Annotated in this window: 14 protein-coding genes, 3 rRNA genes and 1 pseudogene; 5 read left to right on the top strand and 13 right to left on the bottom strand. The window is 50.5% G+C overall.

Annotation, left to right across the window (positions count from 1 at the left end):
* Window positions 1-18: 18 nt before the first annotated feature.
* Entirely contained in the window at window positions 19-348 is a 330-nt protein-coding gene (locus tag P2W74_RS21035) for a LysR family transcriptional regulator (protein WP_276293085.1), read from the top strand.
* 66 nt (window positions 349-414) lie between these two features.
* Here the strand turns inward: P2W74_RS21035 and P2W74_RS21030 are convergent, their stop codons facing one another.
* The 4 genes from P2W74_RS21030 to P2W74_RS21015 all read right to left on the bottom strand — a co-directional run bounded on the left by P2W74_RS21030 (window position 415) and on the right by P2W74_RS21015 (window position 3,931).
* Window positions 415-1,338, bottom strand: a complete 924-nt coding sequence (locus P2W74_RS21030) for a LysR family transcriptional regulator (protein WP_276293084.1) — start codon at window positions 1,336-1,338, stop codon at window positions 415-417.
* Window positions 1,339-1,432: 94 nt separating this feature from the next.
* The gene (locus P2W74_RS21025) at window positions 1,433-2,569 is read right to left on the bottom strand and encodes an HlyD family secretion protein (protein ID WP_276293083.1); all 1,137 of its coding nucleotides are present in this window, start codon (window positions 2,567-2,569) and stop codon (window positions 1,433-1,435) included.
* 2 nt (window positions 2,570-2,571) lie between these two features.
* Entirely contained in the window at window positions 2,572-2,916 is a 345-nt protein-coding gene (locus P2W74_RS21020) for a DUF3302 domain-containing protein (RefSeq protein ID WP_276293082.1), read from the bottom strand.
* 640 nt (window positions 2,917-3,556) lie between these two features.
* Window positions 3,557-3,931, bottom strand: coding sequence for a helix-turn-helix transcriptional regulator (locus P2W74_RS21015; RefSeq protein WP_276293081.1), 375 nt, complete (start codon window positions 3,929-3,931; stop codon window positions 3,557-3,559).
* Between the two features lie 644 nt (window positions 3,932-4,575).
* On the opposite strand from P2W74_RS21015, the gene yahO reads away from it, so the two are divergent.
* From yahO to rrf, 4 genes are all read left to right on the top strand, one after another.
* On the top strand, window positions 4,576-4,845 hold the full coding sequence (gene yahO, locus P2W74_RS21010) for a DUF1471 family periplasmic protein YahO (protein WP_276293080.1): 270 nt from the start codon (window positions 4,576-4,578) through the stop codon (window positions 4,843-4,845).
* Window positions 4,846-5,844: 999 nt separating this feature from the next.
* Window positions 5,845-7,409 (top strand): 16S ribosomal RNA (locus P2W74_RS21005).
* 233 nt (window positions 7,410-7,642) lie between these two features.
* Window positions 7,643-10,556 (top strand): 23S ribosomal RNA (locus tag P2W74_RS21000).
* Window positions 10,557-10,650: 94 nt separating this feature from the next.
* Window positions 10,651-10,766: ribosomal RNA gene (gene rrf, locus P2W74_RS20995) — 5S ribosomal RNA — on the top strand.
* The 16S, 23S and 5S rRNA genes sit together here, the layout of an rRNA operon.
* Before the next feature lie 227 nt (window positions 10,767-10,993).
* On the opposite strand, the gene P2W74_RS20990 is transcribed toward rrf, so the two are convergent.
* The 9 genes and pseudogenes from P2W74_RS20990 to P2W74_RS20950 all read right to left on the bottom strand — a co-directional run bounded on the left by P2W74_RS20990 (window position 10,994) and on the right by P2W74_RS20950 (window position 15,595).
* The gene (locus P2W74_RS20990) at window positions 10,994-11,215 is read right to left on the bottom strand and encodes a hypothetical protein (protein WP_276293079.1); all 222 of its coding nucleotides are present in this window, start codon (window positions 11,213-11,215) and stop codon (window positions 10,994-10,996) included.
* A gap of 147 nt (window positions 11,216-11,362) precedes the next feature.
* A complete protein-coding gene (locus P2W74_RS20985) occupies window positions 11,363-11,662 on the bottom strand; it encodes a Gfo/Idh/MocA family protein (protein ID WP_276293078.1) in 300 nt (99 codons plus the stop codon).
* A gap of 17 nt (window positions 11,663-11,679) precedes the next feature.
* On the bottom strand, window positions 11,680-11,832 hold the full coding sequence (locus P2W74_RS20980) for a Rossmann-fold NAD(P)-binding domain-containing protein (RefSeq protein ID WP_276293077.1): 153 nt from the start codon (window positions 11,830-11,832) through the stop codon (window positions 11,680-11,682).
* Window positions 11,819-12,136: a Gfo/Idh/MocA family oxidoreductase gene (locus tag P2W74_RS20975; protein ID WP_276293076.1), complete on the bottom strand. Its 318-nt coding sequence runs from the start codon at window positions 12,134-12,136 to the stop codon at window positions 11,819-11,821. Before P2W74_RS20975 ends, P2W74_RS20980 begins: the two co-directional genes overlap by 14 nt.
* Window positions 12,133-13,201: pseudogene (locus tag P2W74_RS20970) on the bottom strand (sugar phosphate isomerase/epimerase family protein). The gene P2W74_RS20975 and the pseudogene P2W74_RS20970 overlap by 4 nt, the downstream one beginning before the upstream one ends.
* A 71-nt stretch (window positions 13,202-13,272) precedes the next feature.
* Window positions 13,273-14,067: a substrate-binding domain-containing protein gene (locus tag P2W74_RS20965; RefSeq protein WP_276293075.1), complete on the bottom strand. Its 795-nt coding sequence runs from the start codon at window positions 14,065-14,067 to the stop codon at window positions 13,273-13,275.
* A gap of 226 nt (window positions 14,068-14,293) precedes the next feature.
* Entirely contained in the window at window positions 14,294-14,944 is a 651-nt protein-coding gene (locus tag P2W74_RS20960; protein WP_276293074.1) for an ABC transporter permease, read from the bottom strand.
* The gene (locus P2W74_RS20955) at window positions 14,905-15,282 is read right to left on the bottom strand and encodes an ABC transporter permease (RefSeq protein WP_276293073.1); all 378 of its coding nucleotides are present in this window, start codon (window positions 15,280-15,282) and stop codon (window positions 14,905-14,907) included. Before P2W74_RS20955 ends, P2W74_RS20960 begins: the two co-directional genes overlap by 40 nt.
* Window positions 15,263-15,595, bottom strand: a complete 333-nt coding sequence (locus P2W74_RS20950) for an ATP-binding cassette domain-containing protein (RefSeq protein WP_276293072.1) — start codon at window positions 15,593-15,595, stop codon at window positions 15,263-15,265. Before P2W74_RS20950 ends, P2W74_RS20955 begins: the two co-directional genes overlap by 20 nt.
* Window positions 15,596-15,611: the final 16 nt, after the last annotated feature.

Below are 15,611 nucleotides of genomic sequence, written 5' to 3'. Positions count from 1 at the left end.
ATATGAGAGGCTAATTGAGTGAACATTGAGAATATCGATATGCTTGAAAAACATGACTTTGAATATCTGAAAAACATTGATTTTAATTCTGCACTCTACTTTTCTGCGGTGATGAGCTATAAGACGATATTTAATGCCAGTGTGGTGTTGAACTGTTCGGCACCAACAGTCAGTATTATGCTAAAACGCTTTTGTTCTTACTTTCCCGTGCCACTTTTTGAAAGGGAAGGACGTTGCCTGCGGCCAACAAAATACGCGGTAGAACTGGATAAAATGATCGGGGACACGTTTTTGAAATTTGCTCTGGCGGTGAATGACGACTCCCGAAAGGCAAAGGTGTTTGAATGAGTTTTACGTTGTACTCATCACTCATAACAGCAGGCCTGCGTCTAATGACATTACCGTCAGCGGCTGTTACGGCTTATTTTCCTGAGCCATTAGCTCAATAATATAATCTAACGATGATTGTACACGGAATGGCAGGTTCTTCCGGCTTCTATAAATGACATAGCAATCAATATAAATGCCCCATTCTGGCGGCAGGACGGCCTGTATTCCGGTGGTATCTTTCAGAAGTAAATCGGACGTGACCATGTACCCCATCCCATTCCGACAGCAATTGATGGCGGTGTAAACATTGTCAAACTTTAGTTTTCCCGTAACGGCGACCGATTTTACTTCTGTAGTCTCTGCATTCGCAAACTCAAACACATTTTCATAACTATTATTCGCCATCGAACTTAACAAAATGAAAGGATGCCGGGATAACTCTTCTGGCGTAGTGAAGGGATGGCGTTCATAGAATTCTGGGGTGGCAAACACATCCATCCGTATGCGTTTTACTTTTCTGGCGATCAGATTCTGATTATGCGGTGGAGAATAGGAAATCAGCATATCGCAGGAGTTATTAAAACTTACGCCTTTAAAGTAGTCGGCTTTATAGTGGTTGGATGTTGTTATTGTTACGTTCAAATCGGGGAATCGTTGAAACAAGGGCGGCAGAATATTTTCTGCAAGATAAGCCTGCATACCTGAAGGGGAAAAGATATTGACTTCGCCAGAGGGGGCTTTCTTATAATGCTCAACCAGTTCAAAGAGCTCATCATTTTCAATAATGTGCTTTCTAATGCGAGGCAACAGCGTTTCGCCGAAAGCGGTTAGCCTGACAGGGCGACTCTCCCGATCAATTATTTTGATTCCTAACGTTTCTTCCACTGCCGCAATGCTTTTACTGATGCTGGCCTGGGTCAGACCAGCATTTTTCGCAGACAGACTGAAACTTTTCGTTTCAACAAGATCCAGCAGTATTTTTAAATCTCTGATTTTTAATTGTTTCATTATGTCTGTTCTGTAAACATTGTGCCTTGCTTCCAGTGTAGATGATCTACGACTTGAAATAATTACCCGATATCAACAAGGCACAATGAACTGCTTAATGGTCCAGATAGAGGTAATGCATCCAACTGGTCATACGCAGTAATACTTTACGCATAATGGCCACATGAGAAAAATGGTCTGAATAGACGGCAACTTGCGCGTAAATACCATCCGGTAAGGCATCAATATTCTCATCCGGGTTCAGATCAATGAGAGCGAGAACACCTTCGCTACCCGGCGTGGCCGTCAAGGATTGCAGTGTCCCTTGAGCCTGATACGAACCGCCTGGAATCGCTGGAAGCACGCCGGCCAGTTTTCCTGTAAAGACCTGACCTGGCAAAGAGTTAAATACGATCTCAGCTTCATCACCGGCTTTTAAACGCAACAATGAGTTCTGGCGGAATTGCGCCACGATCTGTCGTTTTTGTTTGGGGATAAACACCATTACCGGACGCAATGGTAGCGCTGCCGCAAAAGTACCAGGGCGGATCAACACCTGAGTGGCGTAGCCATCGCTTGGCGCACGGACAACGGTCTGCTCTAAATCAAACTTTGCTTCAGCAAGTTGGGCGCGCAGGCTGGCAACTTGCGATTGTTCGCCGTTGAGAAGGCTATCAAGCTGGCTTTTGATTTGCGCTTGCTCAGCAACGGATGACTTTACTGCCGCATCCTGAGCGAGGTAGCTTTGCCGGGCATGATCAATATCGCTTTCTGAAAACGGATTCACCTTCGCCTTACTGCCCTGCAAGTAGCGTTGGTAATCTTTGTACAAGCGATCGCGTTGCGCAGCTGCTGTCGCGGTATTTGCGATGGCTTCATCCATCTGTGCCTGTAGCGAATCAGCATTATGGATTGCGGTGACAATATCGGCTTCCAGTCTCGCAACGCGGGCCTGGAAGCGCGTCGGGTCCAGTTCAAAAAGAACTTCGCCTTTTTTGATCAGTTCGTTTGGCTTATCCGTGACCTTACGAACAATCCCCGTCACCTGTGGCGTAATCGGAACGGATATCACCGCTTTTTGCGCCTTAAAGGTATAAGGGTGGTTATAGTTCATTAATAGAATCAGGGCGCCAACCAGAAAGATTCCGCCCAGCGCAGCTGTTGGGATACTCCATTTATTGACAGGAATCTTGAATATTTTAAAAACCAGCCAGGCCAGAGCCACGTAAGTCAGAATAATTAATAAATCCACAATTAATTGCCTTGAGTGTTATCAGAGTCAGCGTGTTGTTGTTGCTTTTTCACTTGCCGTTCAAGTTCGGCAATACGCAATTGCAGATTTTCATACTGCGGTTGCTGTGTTGGTTGCATTCCCCATCCACGGTCGGGGCGATACAACGTGGCCCAAATCCACAGGAACGGCCACAGTACATGTAAAGTGAACAGACTTACCCATCCCGCAACATGTATGGCATCGGCATGCGGGTGGTTACGTTTTTTGGCGATTTCGTAAGGAATGTCATGAATGATGATGACACCGTAAAAAACTATCAGGAACACCAGGATTAAAACGCCAAGTGCAAAATAATTAAGGAACATACTATTCCTCCTCCCTCCGTCGGGTTGGTAAAACTAAGCTCGACCCATCTTCTTTCGTTGACGTATCACCCCTGGGTTATGGTTTAGGGGTAATAGTACTAAGGGGGACCGCGTGGTTATGTCATCACGGGATGATAAATCCCGATATATTGTTTTGAGTCGGTACAGTTTTAGTGAATATTCTGTTAATTTTACTTGTTTCGATAATGTCTTGATTAATGGTAATGAATGCAGGATACCTTATTCAATTTGTCTCGCTAGAGTTAATCGTTTAGAATTATGAAACGATTTAACTATATGGAATATAATGATTATAATTAAATTGCATGGTGAGATTTTAAACGGTACTTTGTCAATGTTTCATAAGGCGCTTCAAGTAAGAGAAAGGATTCTTTTTTCTGAGTTGATGATGTTTATGAAATGTGAGTAAATGTGCCTGAAAGAGAAATAAACAATTACTATTCTTAACACATCATTTGACCGCCGCCCGTGCGGTCTTTTTTTATGCATCATTTTGAGGGGATATTTCTGCGCAAAGAGTGGAGTGAGTAGAGTAGCCACAAATGACTGCGGAGAATGACGGTACGGACTAACCTTAAGAATAAGCGTATCGTACTGGGAAAGTAGTCAATAATGCTGTTTAGTTTTCAGGCATAAAATCTTCTGCTTTTATTCCTGACTTTCTGAGTTCGCCTGGGGTTATGTTATATTTTTTGCGAAATGCCCGACAGTATGATTGTTGTGAACTATATCCTGCATTTAAGGCAATATTCAGAATGGTATTCTGGGAGTTCACTAGTTCAAGAGCAGAATGATTAAGATAGATATCCTTTATAAAGCGCCCGAGCGATATTCCCGTGTGTGCTTTAAAAAAAGATTGCAGGTAAAATTTTGAAAATCCAGAGATAGTGACAAGATCATCAATCTGTAACTTGTCTTCTGGTCTTTCATTAATCAATGCGATCAGTTGGTTGGACACTTCTTTTGTAAATAAATTATTTTTTGAACATGCCATCTACGCTTTGTTCCTACTGACTGGACACTGTCGATGTATTCAATAATCATATAATGCGATATCAATAACAACGTTTATTTTACGGAAATCTATATCCGCTCCGTCTTTTTTTTGTGATCAATGCCGCATATTTTTGCTATTCTCATTTTTGATAAAATGACAAATGTTTAAAAAAATAAAACCATTTAATGTTTCTGTGTGGATAAGCTATTCTTAATATTAGTTGATGTGGGGTATGTCAGGTAATATAAGGCGGGATGTGTAATGAATGAGATTTTGCTTAACGAATCGCCCCCTTCTTTTTCTTTTTATCAGAACTTTTTCTTCTCAATGAACTAGCATTTTATAGTAGAGATAATTAATGTGGCTATCGTTTATTCTGCCTTTTTCACCAGAGTCAGTATAGCCGTTATATCTATTGCGTATGTCGTGATTTTATTATTGTTGACAGTATTACGTTAACTGTTCATATAGTTATGATGTCTGGCGTGTTGTGAGTGATGCAGGTCATTTGGATTTACAGATAAAGCAAATGGCTATTCCACTTTCACATAGATCAGGCATATCTATTTTTGAGCGATCATTTGATTCTTCAAAATAAACACAAGTCGTTAAGTGTGATAACCAGTAATGATGAGGGATATATGAAAAAGATAATTGCTGGAGCGCTAGTCGCTGTATTTTCTTTCAGTGCGCAGGCTGCGGAAATGATGCTGCAGAGAGACTTCGAGAAAGTCGCTGATCAGTATGTCAACGTCGGTGAAGTTTCCACATCAGGTACGACCAGCACTGCTGAGGCGAAAATTGAGCTTTCTAAAAAAGCAGATGAAAAAGGGGGAGACATTTTCGTGATGACCTCTGGCAACACCAATAACAAGGTTCACGGAACTGCCAACGTTTACCGGAAAAGGTGAGCCTGAACTGACCCGTGCCAGAGGAAGAACCGCATCTGGCGATGTCCGGCAGCGACAGGAACAGAATAAATAGGTGGGAGAGGTCTGAAACCGACCTGAACCCATCAAGCAAGAACCTGCCCTTTGGGCGGGTTCTTTGCATTTATAGCGCACGGGACTCTTCTATATATAGAAGCGTTGGTTTTAATCGTTCTCAACAGGCCGCGGCCTGGGGCGACAAACGCAAAATCGATATCTGTCTCTCAGTACACCTCTTGTCACCCATCATCACTCACAGCGTCTTTCCTCCCGCGTCGGCAACATCAGGGGGCGGGACTGGAGCCACCTGGTGATGGGAAGAGATCATTGTCCGCTTGCCCAAAACAAGAACCTGCCTTATTAAGGGTGCTCTATAGAATAGTCGTGCTGGATCTGGGCTAACGCAGCTGGCGTTGAACAGCAGATTGCCGTGCTGCTACCAAAGGGGGCTGCTGCGATGAACAATAGATGTAGGGGCGAGGGAAGGCAGAATGTGTGTCAGGTATAGATGAATGACCAGTCCCAGCGGCATAGACACACGCACAGTGAGTCGTCGCGAATGGAAATATCGGTATCTTTGTGGATAACTCTGTGTGTAAATTGGTATAAGGCGGGGTTTTGCTGTGGAATGCAGCAGTCAGTCATTTTTCTGTCATTTAAGGGTTGCGGGCGCCAGAGAACTCCCTATAATGCGCCTCCATCGACACGGCGGATGTGAATCACTTCACACAAACAGCCGGTTCGGTTGAAGAGAAAAATCCTGAAAATCAGGGTTGACTCTGAAAGAGGAAAGCGTAATATACGCCACCTCGCGACAGAGCGCTGAAGCGCGTCGCACTGCTCTTTAACAATTTATCAGACAATCTGTGTGGGCACTCGAAGATACGGATTCTTAACGTCGCAAGACGAAAAATGAATACCAAGTCTCAAGAGTGACATACGTAATTCATTACGAAGTTTAATTCTTTGAGCAATCAAACTTAAATGAAGAGTTTGATCATGGCTCAGATTGAACGCTGGCGGCAGGCCTAACACATGCAAGTCGAACCGGGTAGCCACAGAGAAGCTTGCTTCTTGGGTGACGAGTGGCGGGACGGGGGTGGAGTAATGTCTGGGAAACTGCCCGATGGAGGGGGATAACTACTGGAAACGGTAGCTAATACCCGCATAATGTCGCAAGACCCAAAGAAGGGGGGACCTTCGGGCCCCCCCTCCCTTGCCATCGGATGTGCCCAGATGGGATTAGCTAGTAGGTGGGGTAACGGCTCACCTAGGCGACGATCCCTAGCTGGTCTGAGAGGATGACCAGCCACACATGGAACTGAGACACGGTCCAGACTCCTACGGGAGGCAGCAGTGGGAATATTGCACAATGGGCGCAAGCCTGATGCAGCCCATGCCGCGTGTATGAAGAAGGCCTTCGGGTTGTAAAGTACTTTCAGCGGGGAGGAAGGCGATACGGTTAATAACCGTGTCGATTGACGTTACCCGCAGAAGAGAAGCACCGGCTAACTCCGTGCCAGCAGCCGCGGTAATACGGAGGGTGCAAGCGTTAATCGGAATTACTGGGCGTAAAGCGCACGCAGGCGGTCTGTCAAGTCGGATGTGAAATCCCCGGGCTCAACCTGGGAACTGCATCCGAAACTGGCAGGCTAGAGTCTTGTAGAGGGGGGTAGAATTCCAGGTGTAGCGGTGAAATGCGTAGAGATCTGGAGGAATACCGGTGGCGAAGGCGGCCCCCTGGACAAGACTGACGCTCAGGTGCGAAAGCGTGGGGAGCAAACAGGATTAGATACCCTGGTAGTCCACGCCGTAAACGATGTCGACTTGGAGGTTGTTCCCTTGAGGAGTGGCTTCCGGAGCTAACGCGTTAAGTCGACCGCCTGGGGAGTACGGCCGCAAGGTTAAAAACTCCAAATGAATTGACGGGGGCCCGCACAAGCGGTGGAGCATGTGGTTTAATTCGATGCAACGCGAAGAACCTTACCTACTCTTGACATCCACGGAATTTAGCAGAGATGCTTTAGTGCCTTCGGGAACCGTGAGACAGGTGCTGCATGGCTGTCGTCAGCTCGTGTTGTGAAATGTTGGGTTAAGTCCCGCAACGAGCGCAACCCTTATCCTTTGTTGCCAGCGGTTCGGCCGGGAACTCAAAGGAGACTGCCAGTGATAAACTGGAGGAAGGTGGGGATGACGTCAAGTCATCATGGCCCTTACGAGTAGGGCTACACACGTGCTACAATGGCATATACAAAGAGAAGCGACCTCGCGAGAGCAAGCGGACCTCATAAAGTATGGTCGTAGTCCGGATCGGAGTCTGCAACTCGACTCCGTGAAGTCGGAATCGCTAGTAATCGTGGATCAGAATGCCACGGTGAATACGTTCCCGGGCCTTGTACACACCGCCCGTCACACCATGGGAGTGGGTTGCAAAAGAAGTAGGTAGCTTAACCTTCGGGAGGGCGCTTACCACTTTGTGATTCATGACTGGGGTGAAGTCGTAACAAGGTAACCGTAGGGGAACCTGCGGTTGGATCACCTCCTTACCTTAAAGAACCTGCCTTTGTAGTGCTCACACAGATTGTCTGATGAATGATGAACTTCTGAATGTACTTTCGAGTGCATTAAGAAGTTTTGCTCTTTAAAAATCTGGATCAAGCTGAAAATTGAAACGACACACTGTGTCTGTTCTCCGTAATAAGAACAGATAAGCGGTGTGTTCGAGTCTCTCAAATTTTCGCAACACGATGTGTTTTTACGAAACACCTTCGGGTTGTGAGGTTAAGCGACTAAGCGTACACGGTGGATGCCCTGGCAGTCAGAGGCGATGAAGGACGTGCTAATCTGCGATAAGCGTCGGTAAGGTGATATGAACCGTTATAGCCGGCGATTTCCGAATGGGGAAACCAGTGTGTTTTCGACACACTATCATTACGTGAATACATAGCGTAATGAAGCGAACCGGGGGAACTGAAACATCTAAGTACCCCGAGGAAAAGAAATCAACCGAGATTCCCCCAGTAGCGGCGAGCGAACGGGGAGCAGCCCAGAGTCTGAATCAGCATGTGTGGTAGTGGAACGGTCTGGAAGTCCGACGGTACAGGGTGATAGTCCCGTACACAAAATCGCATGTGGTGTGAACTCGAAGAGTAGGGCGGGACACGTGGTATCCTGTCTGAATATGGGGGGACCATCCTCCAAGGCTAAATACTCCTGACTGACCGATAGTGAACCAGTACCGTGAGGGAAAGGCGAAAAGAACCCCGGCGAGGGGAGTGAAAAAAGAACCTGAACCGTGTACGTACAAGCAGTGGGAGCCTCTTTTATGGGGTGACTGCGTACCTTTTGTATAATGGGGTCAGCGACTTATATTCTGTAGCAAGGTTAACCGAATAGGGGAGCCGAAGGGAAACCGAGTCTTAACTGGGCGTTAAGTTGCAGGGTATAGAACCCGAAACCCGGTGATCTAGCCATGGGCAGGTTGAAGGTTGGGTAACACTAACTGGAGGACCGAACCGACTAATGTTGAAAAATTAGCGGATGACTTGTGGTCTGGGGGTGAAAGGCCAATCAAACCGGGAGATAGCTGGTTCTCCCGAAAGCTATTTAGGTAGCGCCTCGTGAACTCATCTTCGGGGGTAGAGCACTGTTTCGGCTAGGGGGTCATCCGACTTACCAACCCGATGCAAACTGCGAATACCGAAGAATGTTATCACGGGAGACCACACGGCGGGGTGCTAACGTCCGTCGTGAAGAGGGAAACAACCCAGACCGCCAGCTAAGGTCCCAAAGTCATGGTTAAGTGGGAAACGATGTGGGAAGGCACAGACAGCCAGGATGTTGGCTTAGAAGCAGCCATCATTTAAAGAAAGCGTAATAGCTCACTGGTCGAGTCGGCCTGCGCGGAAGATGTAACGGGGCTAAACCATGCACCGAAGCTGCGGCAGCGACACTATGTGTTGTTGGGTAGGGGAGCGTTCTGTAAGCCGTTGAAGGTGGCCTGTGAGGGTTGCTGGAGGTATCAGAAGTGCGAATGCTGACATAAGTAACGATAAAGCGGGTGAAAAGCCCGCTCGCCGGAAGGACCAAGGGTTCCTGTCCAACGTTAATCGGGGCAGGGTGAGTCGACCCCTAAGGCGAGGCCGAAAGGCGTAGTCGATGGGAAACAGGTTAATATTCCTGTACTTGGTGTTACTGCGAAGGGGGGACGGAGAAGGCTATGTTAGCCGGGCGACGGTTGTCCCGGTTTAAGCATGTAGGCGGAACGATTAGGTAAATCCGGTCGTTTATTAACGCTGAGGTGTGATGACGAGGCACTACGGTGCTGAAGTAACAAATGCCCTGCTTCCAGGAAAAGCCTCTAAGCATCAGGTAACACAAAATCGTACCCCAAACCGACACAGGTGGTCAGGTAGAGAATACCAAGGCGCTTGAGAGAACTCGGGTGAAGGAACTAGGCAAAATGGTGCCGTAACTTCGGGAGAAGGCACGCTGATATGTAGGTGAAGCGATTTACTCGTGGAGCTGAAAATCAGTCGAAGATACCAGCTGGCTGCAACTGTTTATTAAAAACACAGCACTGTGCAAACACGAAAGTGGACGTATACGGTGTGACGCCTGCCCGGTGCCGGAAGGTTAATTGATGGGGTTATCCGTAAGGAGAAGCTCTTGATCGAAGCCCCGGTAAACGGCGGCCGTAACTATAACGGTCCTAAGGTAGCGAAATTCCTTGTCGGGTAAGTTCCGACCTGCACGAATGGCGTAATGATGGCCAGGCTGTCTCCACCCGAGACTCAGTGAAATTGAACTCGCTGTGAAGATGCAGTGTACCCGCGGCAAGACGGAAAGACCCCGTGAACCTTTACTATAGCTTGACACTGAACACTGGTCCTTGATGTGTAGGATAGGTGGGAGGCTTTGAAGTGTGGACGCCAGTCTGCATGGAGCCAACCTTGAAATACCACCCTTTAATGGCTGGTGTTCTAACGTAGACCCGTAATCCGGGTTGCGGACAGTGTCTGGTGGGTAGTTTGACTGGGGCGGTCTCCTCCTAAAGAGTAACGGAGGAGCACGAAGGTTAGCTAATCCTGGTCGGACATCAGGAGGTTAGTGCAAAGGCATAAGCTAGCTTGACTGCGAGAGTGACGGCTCGAGCAGGTGCGAAAGCAGGTCTTAGTGATCCGGTGGTTCTGAATGGAAGGGCCATCGCTCAACGGATAAAAGGTACTCCGGGGATAACAGGCTGATACCGCCCAAGAGTTCATATCGACGGCGGTGTTTGGCACCTCGATGTCGGCTCATCACATCCTGGGGCTGAAGTAGGTCCCAAGGGTATGGCTGTTCGCCATTTAAAGTGGTACGCGAGCTGGGTTTAGAACGTCGTGAGACAGTTCGGTCCCTATCTGCCGTGGGCGCTGGAGAATTGAGGGGGGCTGCTCCTAGTACGAGAGGACCGGAGTGGACGCATCACTGGTGTTCGGGTTGTCATGCCAATGGCATTGCCCGGTAGCTAAATGCGGAAGAGATAAGTGCTGAAAGCATCTAAGCACGAAACTTGCCCCGAGATGAGTTCTCCCTGAGACTATAAGTCTCCTGAAGGAACGTGTTGAAGACTACGACGTTGATAGGCTGGGTGTGTAAGTGTAGCGATACATTGAGCTAACCAGTACTAATGAACCGTGAGGCTTAACCTTACAACGCCAAAGGTGTTTTGGCGAAGAGACATCAGATTCAGCTTGATACAGATTACATCGACAGACCGTAAGGTGTGTTGATAAACAGAATTTGCCTGGCGGCTGTAGCGCGGTGGTCCCACCTGACCCCATGCCGAACTCAGAAGTGAAACGCCGTAGCGCCGATGGTAGTGTGGGGTCTCCCCATGCGAGAGTAGGGAACTGCCAGGCATCAGACAAGTGAAGAAGCCCATCCTGACGGATGGGCTTTTTTGCGTCTGCGGTTTGTGAAAAATGCCGGATAGCGTCGTTTGCACGCCTTATCCGGCCTGTGGGTCTGATAAGTGCAGTGCCATCTGGCACGATACAAAACCACTCTTCCATAACTCATGCACACTACGGTTGAAAACCTTCTGTCCGGAAGCTCTCATTTCCGTGAGGTATGGGCGATTTTGGATTTAGAACGGTATCCAGGCACCACCTGCACGGTGACTGTCTAACACCGCATCAATAAAACGCATGCCGTTAACCCCCTCTTCCACACAGGGAAGATCGTCTGTCTCAGACGGGGGAGGCCCCCCTGCCTGCATGGCATGAATGCGCAGTGCGGCATCGGTATACAGCTGAGCAAAAGCTTCCAGATAGCCCTCCGGATGACCCGCTGGCACAACGGGTGGCATGCGTTGCCGCCGAACTTACACTGCGTCCCCGTGTCAGCCGCTGTGCCTGACCCGCAAGTGGGGGTAAACCAAAGCTGGTTCGGCTCCTCCTGACTGAAGACTAAACTGGCGCGGGAGCCGTAGATACGCAGTACCAGTCGGTTTTCCTCACCGCTGGCTACCTGACTCGCTACCAATGCGCCACGGGCGCCATTGGGGGTAACGCATCCAGACCTGAACATGATCATCAACCCGCCTGCCGGGGACAAAGGTGTGAAGCTCGGCGCTGAGCGCTTTCGGTAACTGACCACTGACAAAGGCGGCGAGATGCCAGGCATGAGTGCCGATGTCACCCAGGCAACCTGCCTGACCGGCCCGTGCGGGGTCGGTACGCCAGGCCGCCTGTCGATGACCGCTGGCTTCCAGAGGTTCTGCCAGCCAGTCCTGAAGATATTCCCACCTGCACATAACGCAACTCGCCAAGTTCACCTGCAGCCACCAGAGCGCGGGCATGGCGCACCATCGGGTATCCGCTGTAGGTGTGCGTTACGGCAAACAGCCCGCTGCTGCCGTTTTGCCAGCGCGGCCAGTGCCTGTCCTTCCCCGAGCGTCAGCGCCAGCGGTTTATCGCAGATCACATGGGATACCGGCATCAAGAAAAGCGGTTGCCACAGGGGCATGCAGATGATTGGGTGTCACGATAGCGACGACTTCTATACCGTCCGGACGGGCAGACTCCAGCCGCGCCATCTCGCGAAAATCGCTGTAACTGCGTGGGAGTCTCAGTTCAGCCGCACTGGTCACCGCTCTGTCGGGATCGCCTGAGAGGGCAGCCGCTAACAGTTCGTAGTGATCATCCAGCCTGGCGGCCATTCGGTGTACGGCACCGATAAAGGCACCTTGTCCTCCCCCCACCATGCCAAGACGCAGACGGCGATTCATGTTTTTGCTCCCAGTCCCAGCAAGGTGGACAACTGAGCAGGATCGAGACGGCTGTTGGCAAAGTCATCAAAGGCATGTTCTGCCACCCGAATGATGTGCTGGCGAATAAACTGCGCTCCTTCAGCAGCACCGCTCTCTGGGTGTTTAAGGGCGCACTCCCACTCCAGCACGGCCCAGCCTGAATAGTCATACTGGGTCAGCTTCGAGAAAATCGCCCGTAAAGTCTATCTGACCGTCACCGAGTGAGCGAAAACGCCCTGCACGGTCCAGCCATTCCTGATACCCCCCCGTACACGCCCTGACGTCCGGTGGGGCCGAAACTCGGCATCTTTTACGTGAAACGCCTTAATCCGCTGATGGTATATGTCGATAAACGCCAGATAATCAAGATGTTGCAATAAGAAGTGGCTGGGGTCATAGAGGATATTGGCTCGCGGATGCGCATCCAGTGCCGCCAGAAAACGTTCGAACGTCACCCCGTCGTGTAGATCTTCACCGGGGTGCAGCTCATAACAAACGTCAACGCCTTGCTCATCAAAAGCATCCAGGACAGGGCGCCAACGGTGTGCCAGCTCGGCAAAGGCTTCATCGATAAGCCCTGCCGGTCGCTGGGGCCAGGGGTAAAGGTAAGGCCAAGCGAAGGCTCCACTAAAGGTCGCATGTGCTGTTAACCCCAGACGCTGAGATGCCTTCGCCGCCGCCATCAGTTGATTAACCGCCCACTCAGTACGTGCGGCCGGTTTCCCCCGCATCTCTGGCGCAGCGAACTGGTCAAACAGAGAATCATAGGCCGGATGCACCGCCACCAGTTGTCCCTGCAGGTGAGTGGAAAGCTCTGTGATGACGAGCCCATGCTCTGCCAGTTGCCCGGCGACCTCGTCACAATAGGTTTGGCTGTCTGCCGCCTGAATCAAATCGAACAGATGGGGATGATTGGTGGGGAGCTGCACCCCGTTGAATCCCAGACCTGCGGCCCAGCCAGCCAGCCCCTGCAACGTATCGAAGGGAGGGCGGTCACCGATAAATTGTGCAAGAAAGACAGCCGGGTCCTTTGATGGTTTTCATGCGCAACTCCTTCATCATACGTGAACGTGGGTGTTGCGGGGTGAGTCGCCACACCCCGCAGGTACACAAACTCAGAACGGCGAATCAGGGAAGTAGAAATCTTTGGCATTCTCTTTGGTGATCAACACCGAAGGAATAATGGTTTTGGCAGGCAGTTCCTTGCCCTGCAGGCGCGCCTCTGCGGTCAGCTTGATCGCATCGTAGATAAACTTGGGTGAATAGGAGACGTTAGCCTGGATGCGTGGATCGCTTCCCTCCATTAACGTTTTGACCGCCCCTTTGGCACCCGCGCCACCAAAAACGATTTTGATGTCATCACGTTTGGCCTGGTCAATGGCCTTGAGCACGCCTACCGCCATATCATCATCGGCAGCCCAGACAGCATCAATATGCTTATAGCGCGTGAGGAAGTCTTGCATCACTTTGAAGGCGTCATCCCGGTTCCAGTTGCCGTATTTGGCATCAAGAATTTTCATTTCAGGGTGTTGTTTGATAACGGCAGTGAAGGCGTCAAAACGTTCGTTATCCAGCGTGGTCGGAATGCCGCGCAAGGCGACCAGTTCGCCTTTACCGTTCATGGCCTTCGCCAGATATTCGGCAGGCAGTTTGCCAAATGCGGTGTTGTCACCGGCGACGTAAGCATCCTGGGCTTTGGTGTCGGTCAACCCTCTGTCCACGACCGTGACATACACGCCTTTCTCTTTCACCTGCGCCACTGGCTTGGTCAGTGTTGCGGATTCAAAGGGGAAAATCACCAGGGTATTCATTTTGTTGACCGTTAACAGATCCTGCAGTTGATTCGCCTGTTCGGGGGCGTTGGCGGCCGTTTTCACAATGACCTTGAGATCGGGATGCTCTTTCTCCAAATCTGCTTTGGCCTTGTTGGCCCACCAGACGATGCCGGAGGGTGAAACTGTGGGTAGCCGTGGGAATAGAGACGCCCAGCGTTACACTCTCTGCCGCCCAGCTGGTGTTGAGCGAGCAGGCAAGGACACTGGCACCAATAATGCGAAGCGCGTTATTCATCGAGTTATCTCCAGTAAATCAAACGGTTTGCCCGCGTGCCCGCGGATTTCCTCTGTTACCACTACTTCAGCGCCCGCGTTGCAGGAAGGCGACGATGATAATCACCACCCCCTGAACGGCGGCGTTGAGATAAACGCTGATGATGCTGGTGAGATTAAGAATGTTGCTGATCACGGAAAGCAGGATGGCACCGATCACCGTACCGACAATGCGTCCTTCCCCTCCCTTGAGGGTCCTCCCGCCCACCACCACGGCAGCGATGGCTTCCAGCTCCCACAACAAGCCGGTACTCGGGGTGGCGGAACCCAGCCGTGGAACATACAGCAGTGTCGCGATTCCCACACAGAAACCGAGCAGCGCATAGGTCAGGATCTTGATACGATCAACGCGGATCGCGGCATAACGCGCGACCTGCTCGTTAGATCCGATGGCCTGTGCATAGCGGCCAAAAGCGGTACGGTTGAGTAACAGCCCGCCCGCCAGCGCCACGATGGCAAACACCCACACCGGAATGGGCACGCCGAGCAAACTGCCATAATAGACAGGGCTGTAGATATCCGCCTGAGTGTCAGCGAGCGTGAGCGCTCCCCCCATCAGCCCAGCCAGGTGAGGCAGGCCCCGAAAGATACCCAGGGTGCCGAGGGTCACGACAAAGGGTTCGATCTGCCCTTTGGTAATCAGCAAGCCATGCAAGGAACCAAACAGTGCGCCCAGCACCAGCGCGAACAGCGCCCCCCAACACCACGCCGGCCAGGGGATTTCCGGTGAAGTGATTCATAAACAGGAATCACACAGCCTGCGATCAGTGCTGCCATGGAGCCAACTGAAAGATCTATGCCGCCGGACATAATGACAAAGGTCATGCCCACCGCGATGATGCCGATAAAAGCCGTGCGGGTCAGCACATTCATCAGGTTGTCGAGGGTGGCAAAATCCGGGTTAAGCAAGGTGCCGGTGACACACAAAAGAATCAACCCGATCAGTGGGCCAAATCCCGAAAGGTGCGACCAGGTGCGACGGAAGACAACGAAAAGATCAGTGGGTACCGGTAGCATAGGTGATCAGCTCCTCTTCGTTCAGATTCTCAGCGCTAAGCTCTGCCTGCAACCGCCCAGCACGTAACACCAGTACGCGATGGCATAAACCGATCAGTTCAATTAACTCGCTGGAGATGACGATCACGGCGCGTCCTTCTGCGGCGAGTCGTTGGATCAGAAAATAGATATCTCTTTTGGCCCCCACATCGACGCCACGAGTGGGCTCATCAAGCACGATGACGCGCGGGTCCGGGTGCAAGTATTTGGCAAGCACCAATTTTTGTTGATTCCCCCCGGAAAGCATGCGCGCCCTGGCGCTAAGATCGCCCACTCTGAGCCCAAAGACC

It is taken from the genome of Citrobacter enshiensis, assembly GCF_029338175.1.
GTDB lineage: Bacteria > Pseudomonadota > Gammaproteobacteria > Enterobacterales > Enterobacteriaceae > Citrobacter_D > Citrobacter_D enshiensis.
Note: the sequence above shows the minus strand (reverse complement) of the source record. Positions and strands in the feature narration are given on the sequence as shown.

Bases quoted from the DNA above. Each gene is read 5' to 3' on its own strand.
- P2W74_RS21030 (WP_276293084.1), bottom strand. From the start codon at position 1,338: ATGAAACAATTAAAAATCAGAGATTTAAAAATACTGCTGGATCTTGTT.
- P2W74_RS21020 (WP_276293082.1), bottom strand. From the start codon at position 2,916: ATGTTCCTTAATTATTTTGCACTTGGCGTTTTAATCCTGGTGTTCCTG.
- P2W74_RS21015 (WP_276293081.1), bottom strand. From the start codon at position 3,931: ATGGCATGTTCAAAAAATAATTTATTTACAAAAGAAGTGTCCAACCAA.
- yahO (WP_276293080.1), top strand. From the start codon at position 4,576: ATGAAAAAGATAATTGCTGGAGCGCTAGTCGCTGTATTTTCTTTCAGT.
- P2W74_RS20990 (WP_276293079.1), bottom strand. From the start codon at position 11,215: ATGCCACCCGTTGTGCCAGCGGGTCATCCGGAGGGCTATCTGGAAGCT.
- P2W74_RS20985 (WP_276293078.1), bottom strand. From the start codon at position 11,662: ATGTGCAGGTGGGAATATCTTCAGGACTGGCTGGCAGAACCTCTGGAA.
- P2W74_RS20975 (WP_276293076.1), bottom strand. From the start codon at position 12,136: ATGAATCGCCGTCTGCGTCTTGGCATGGTGGGGGGAGGACAAGGTGCC.
- P2W74_RS20955 (WP_276293073.1), bottom strand. From the start codon at position 15,282: ATGCTACCGGTACCCACTGATCTTTTCGTTGTCTTCCGTCGCACCTGG.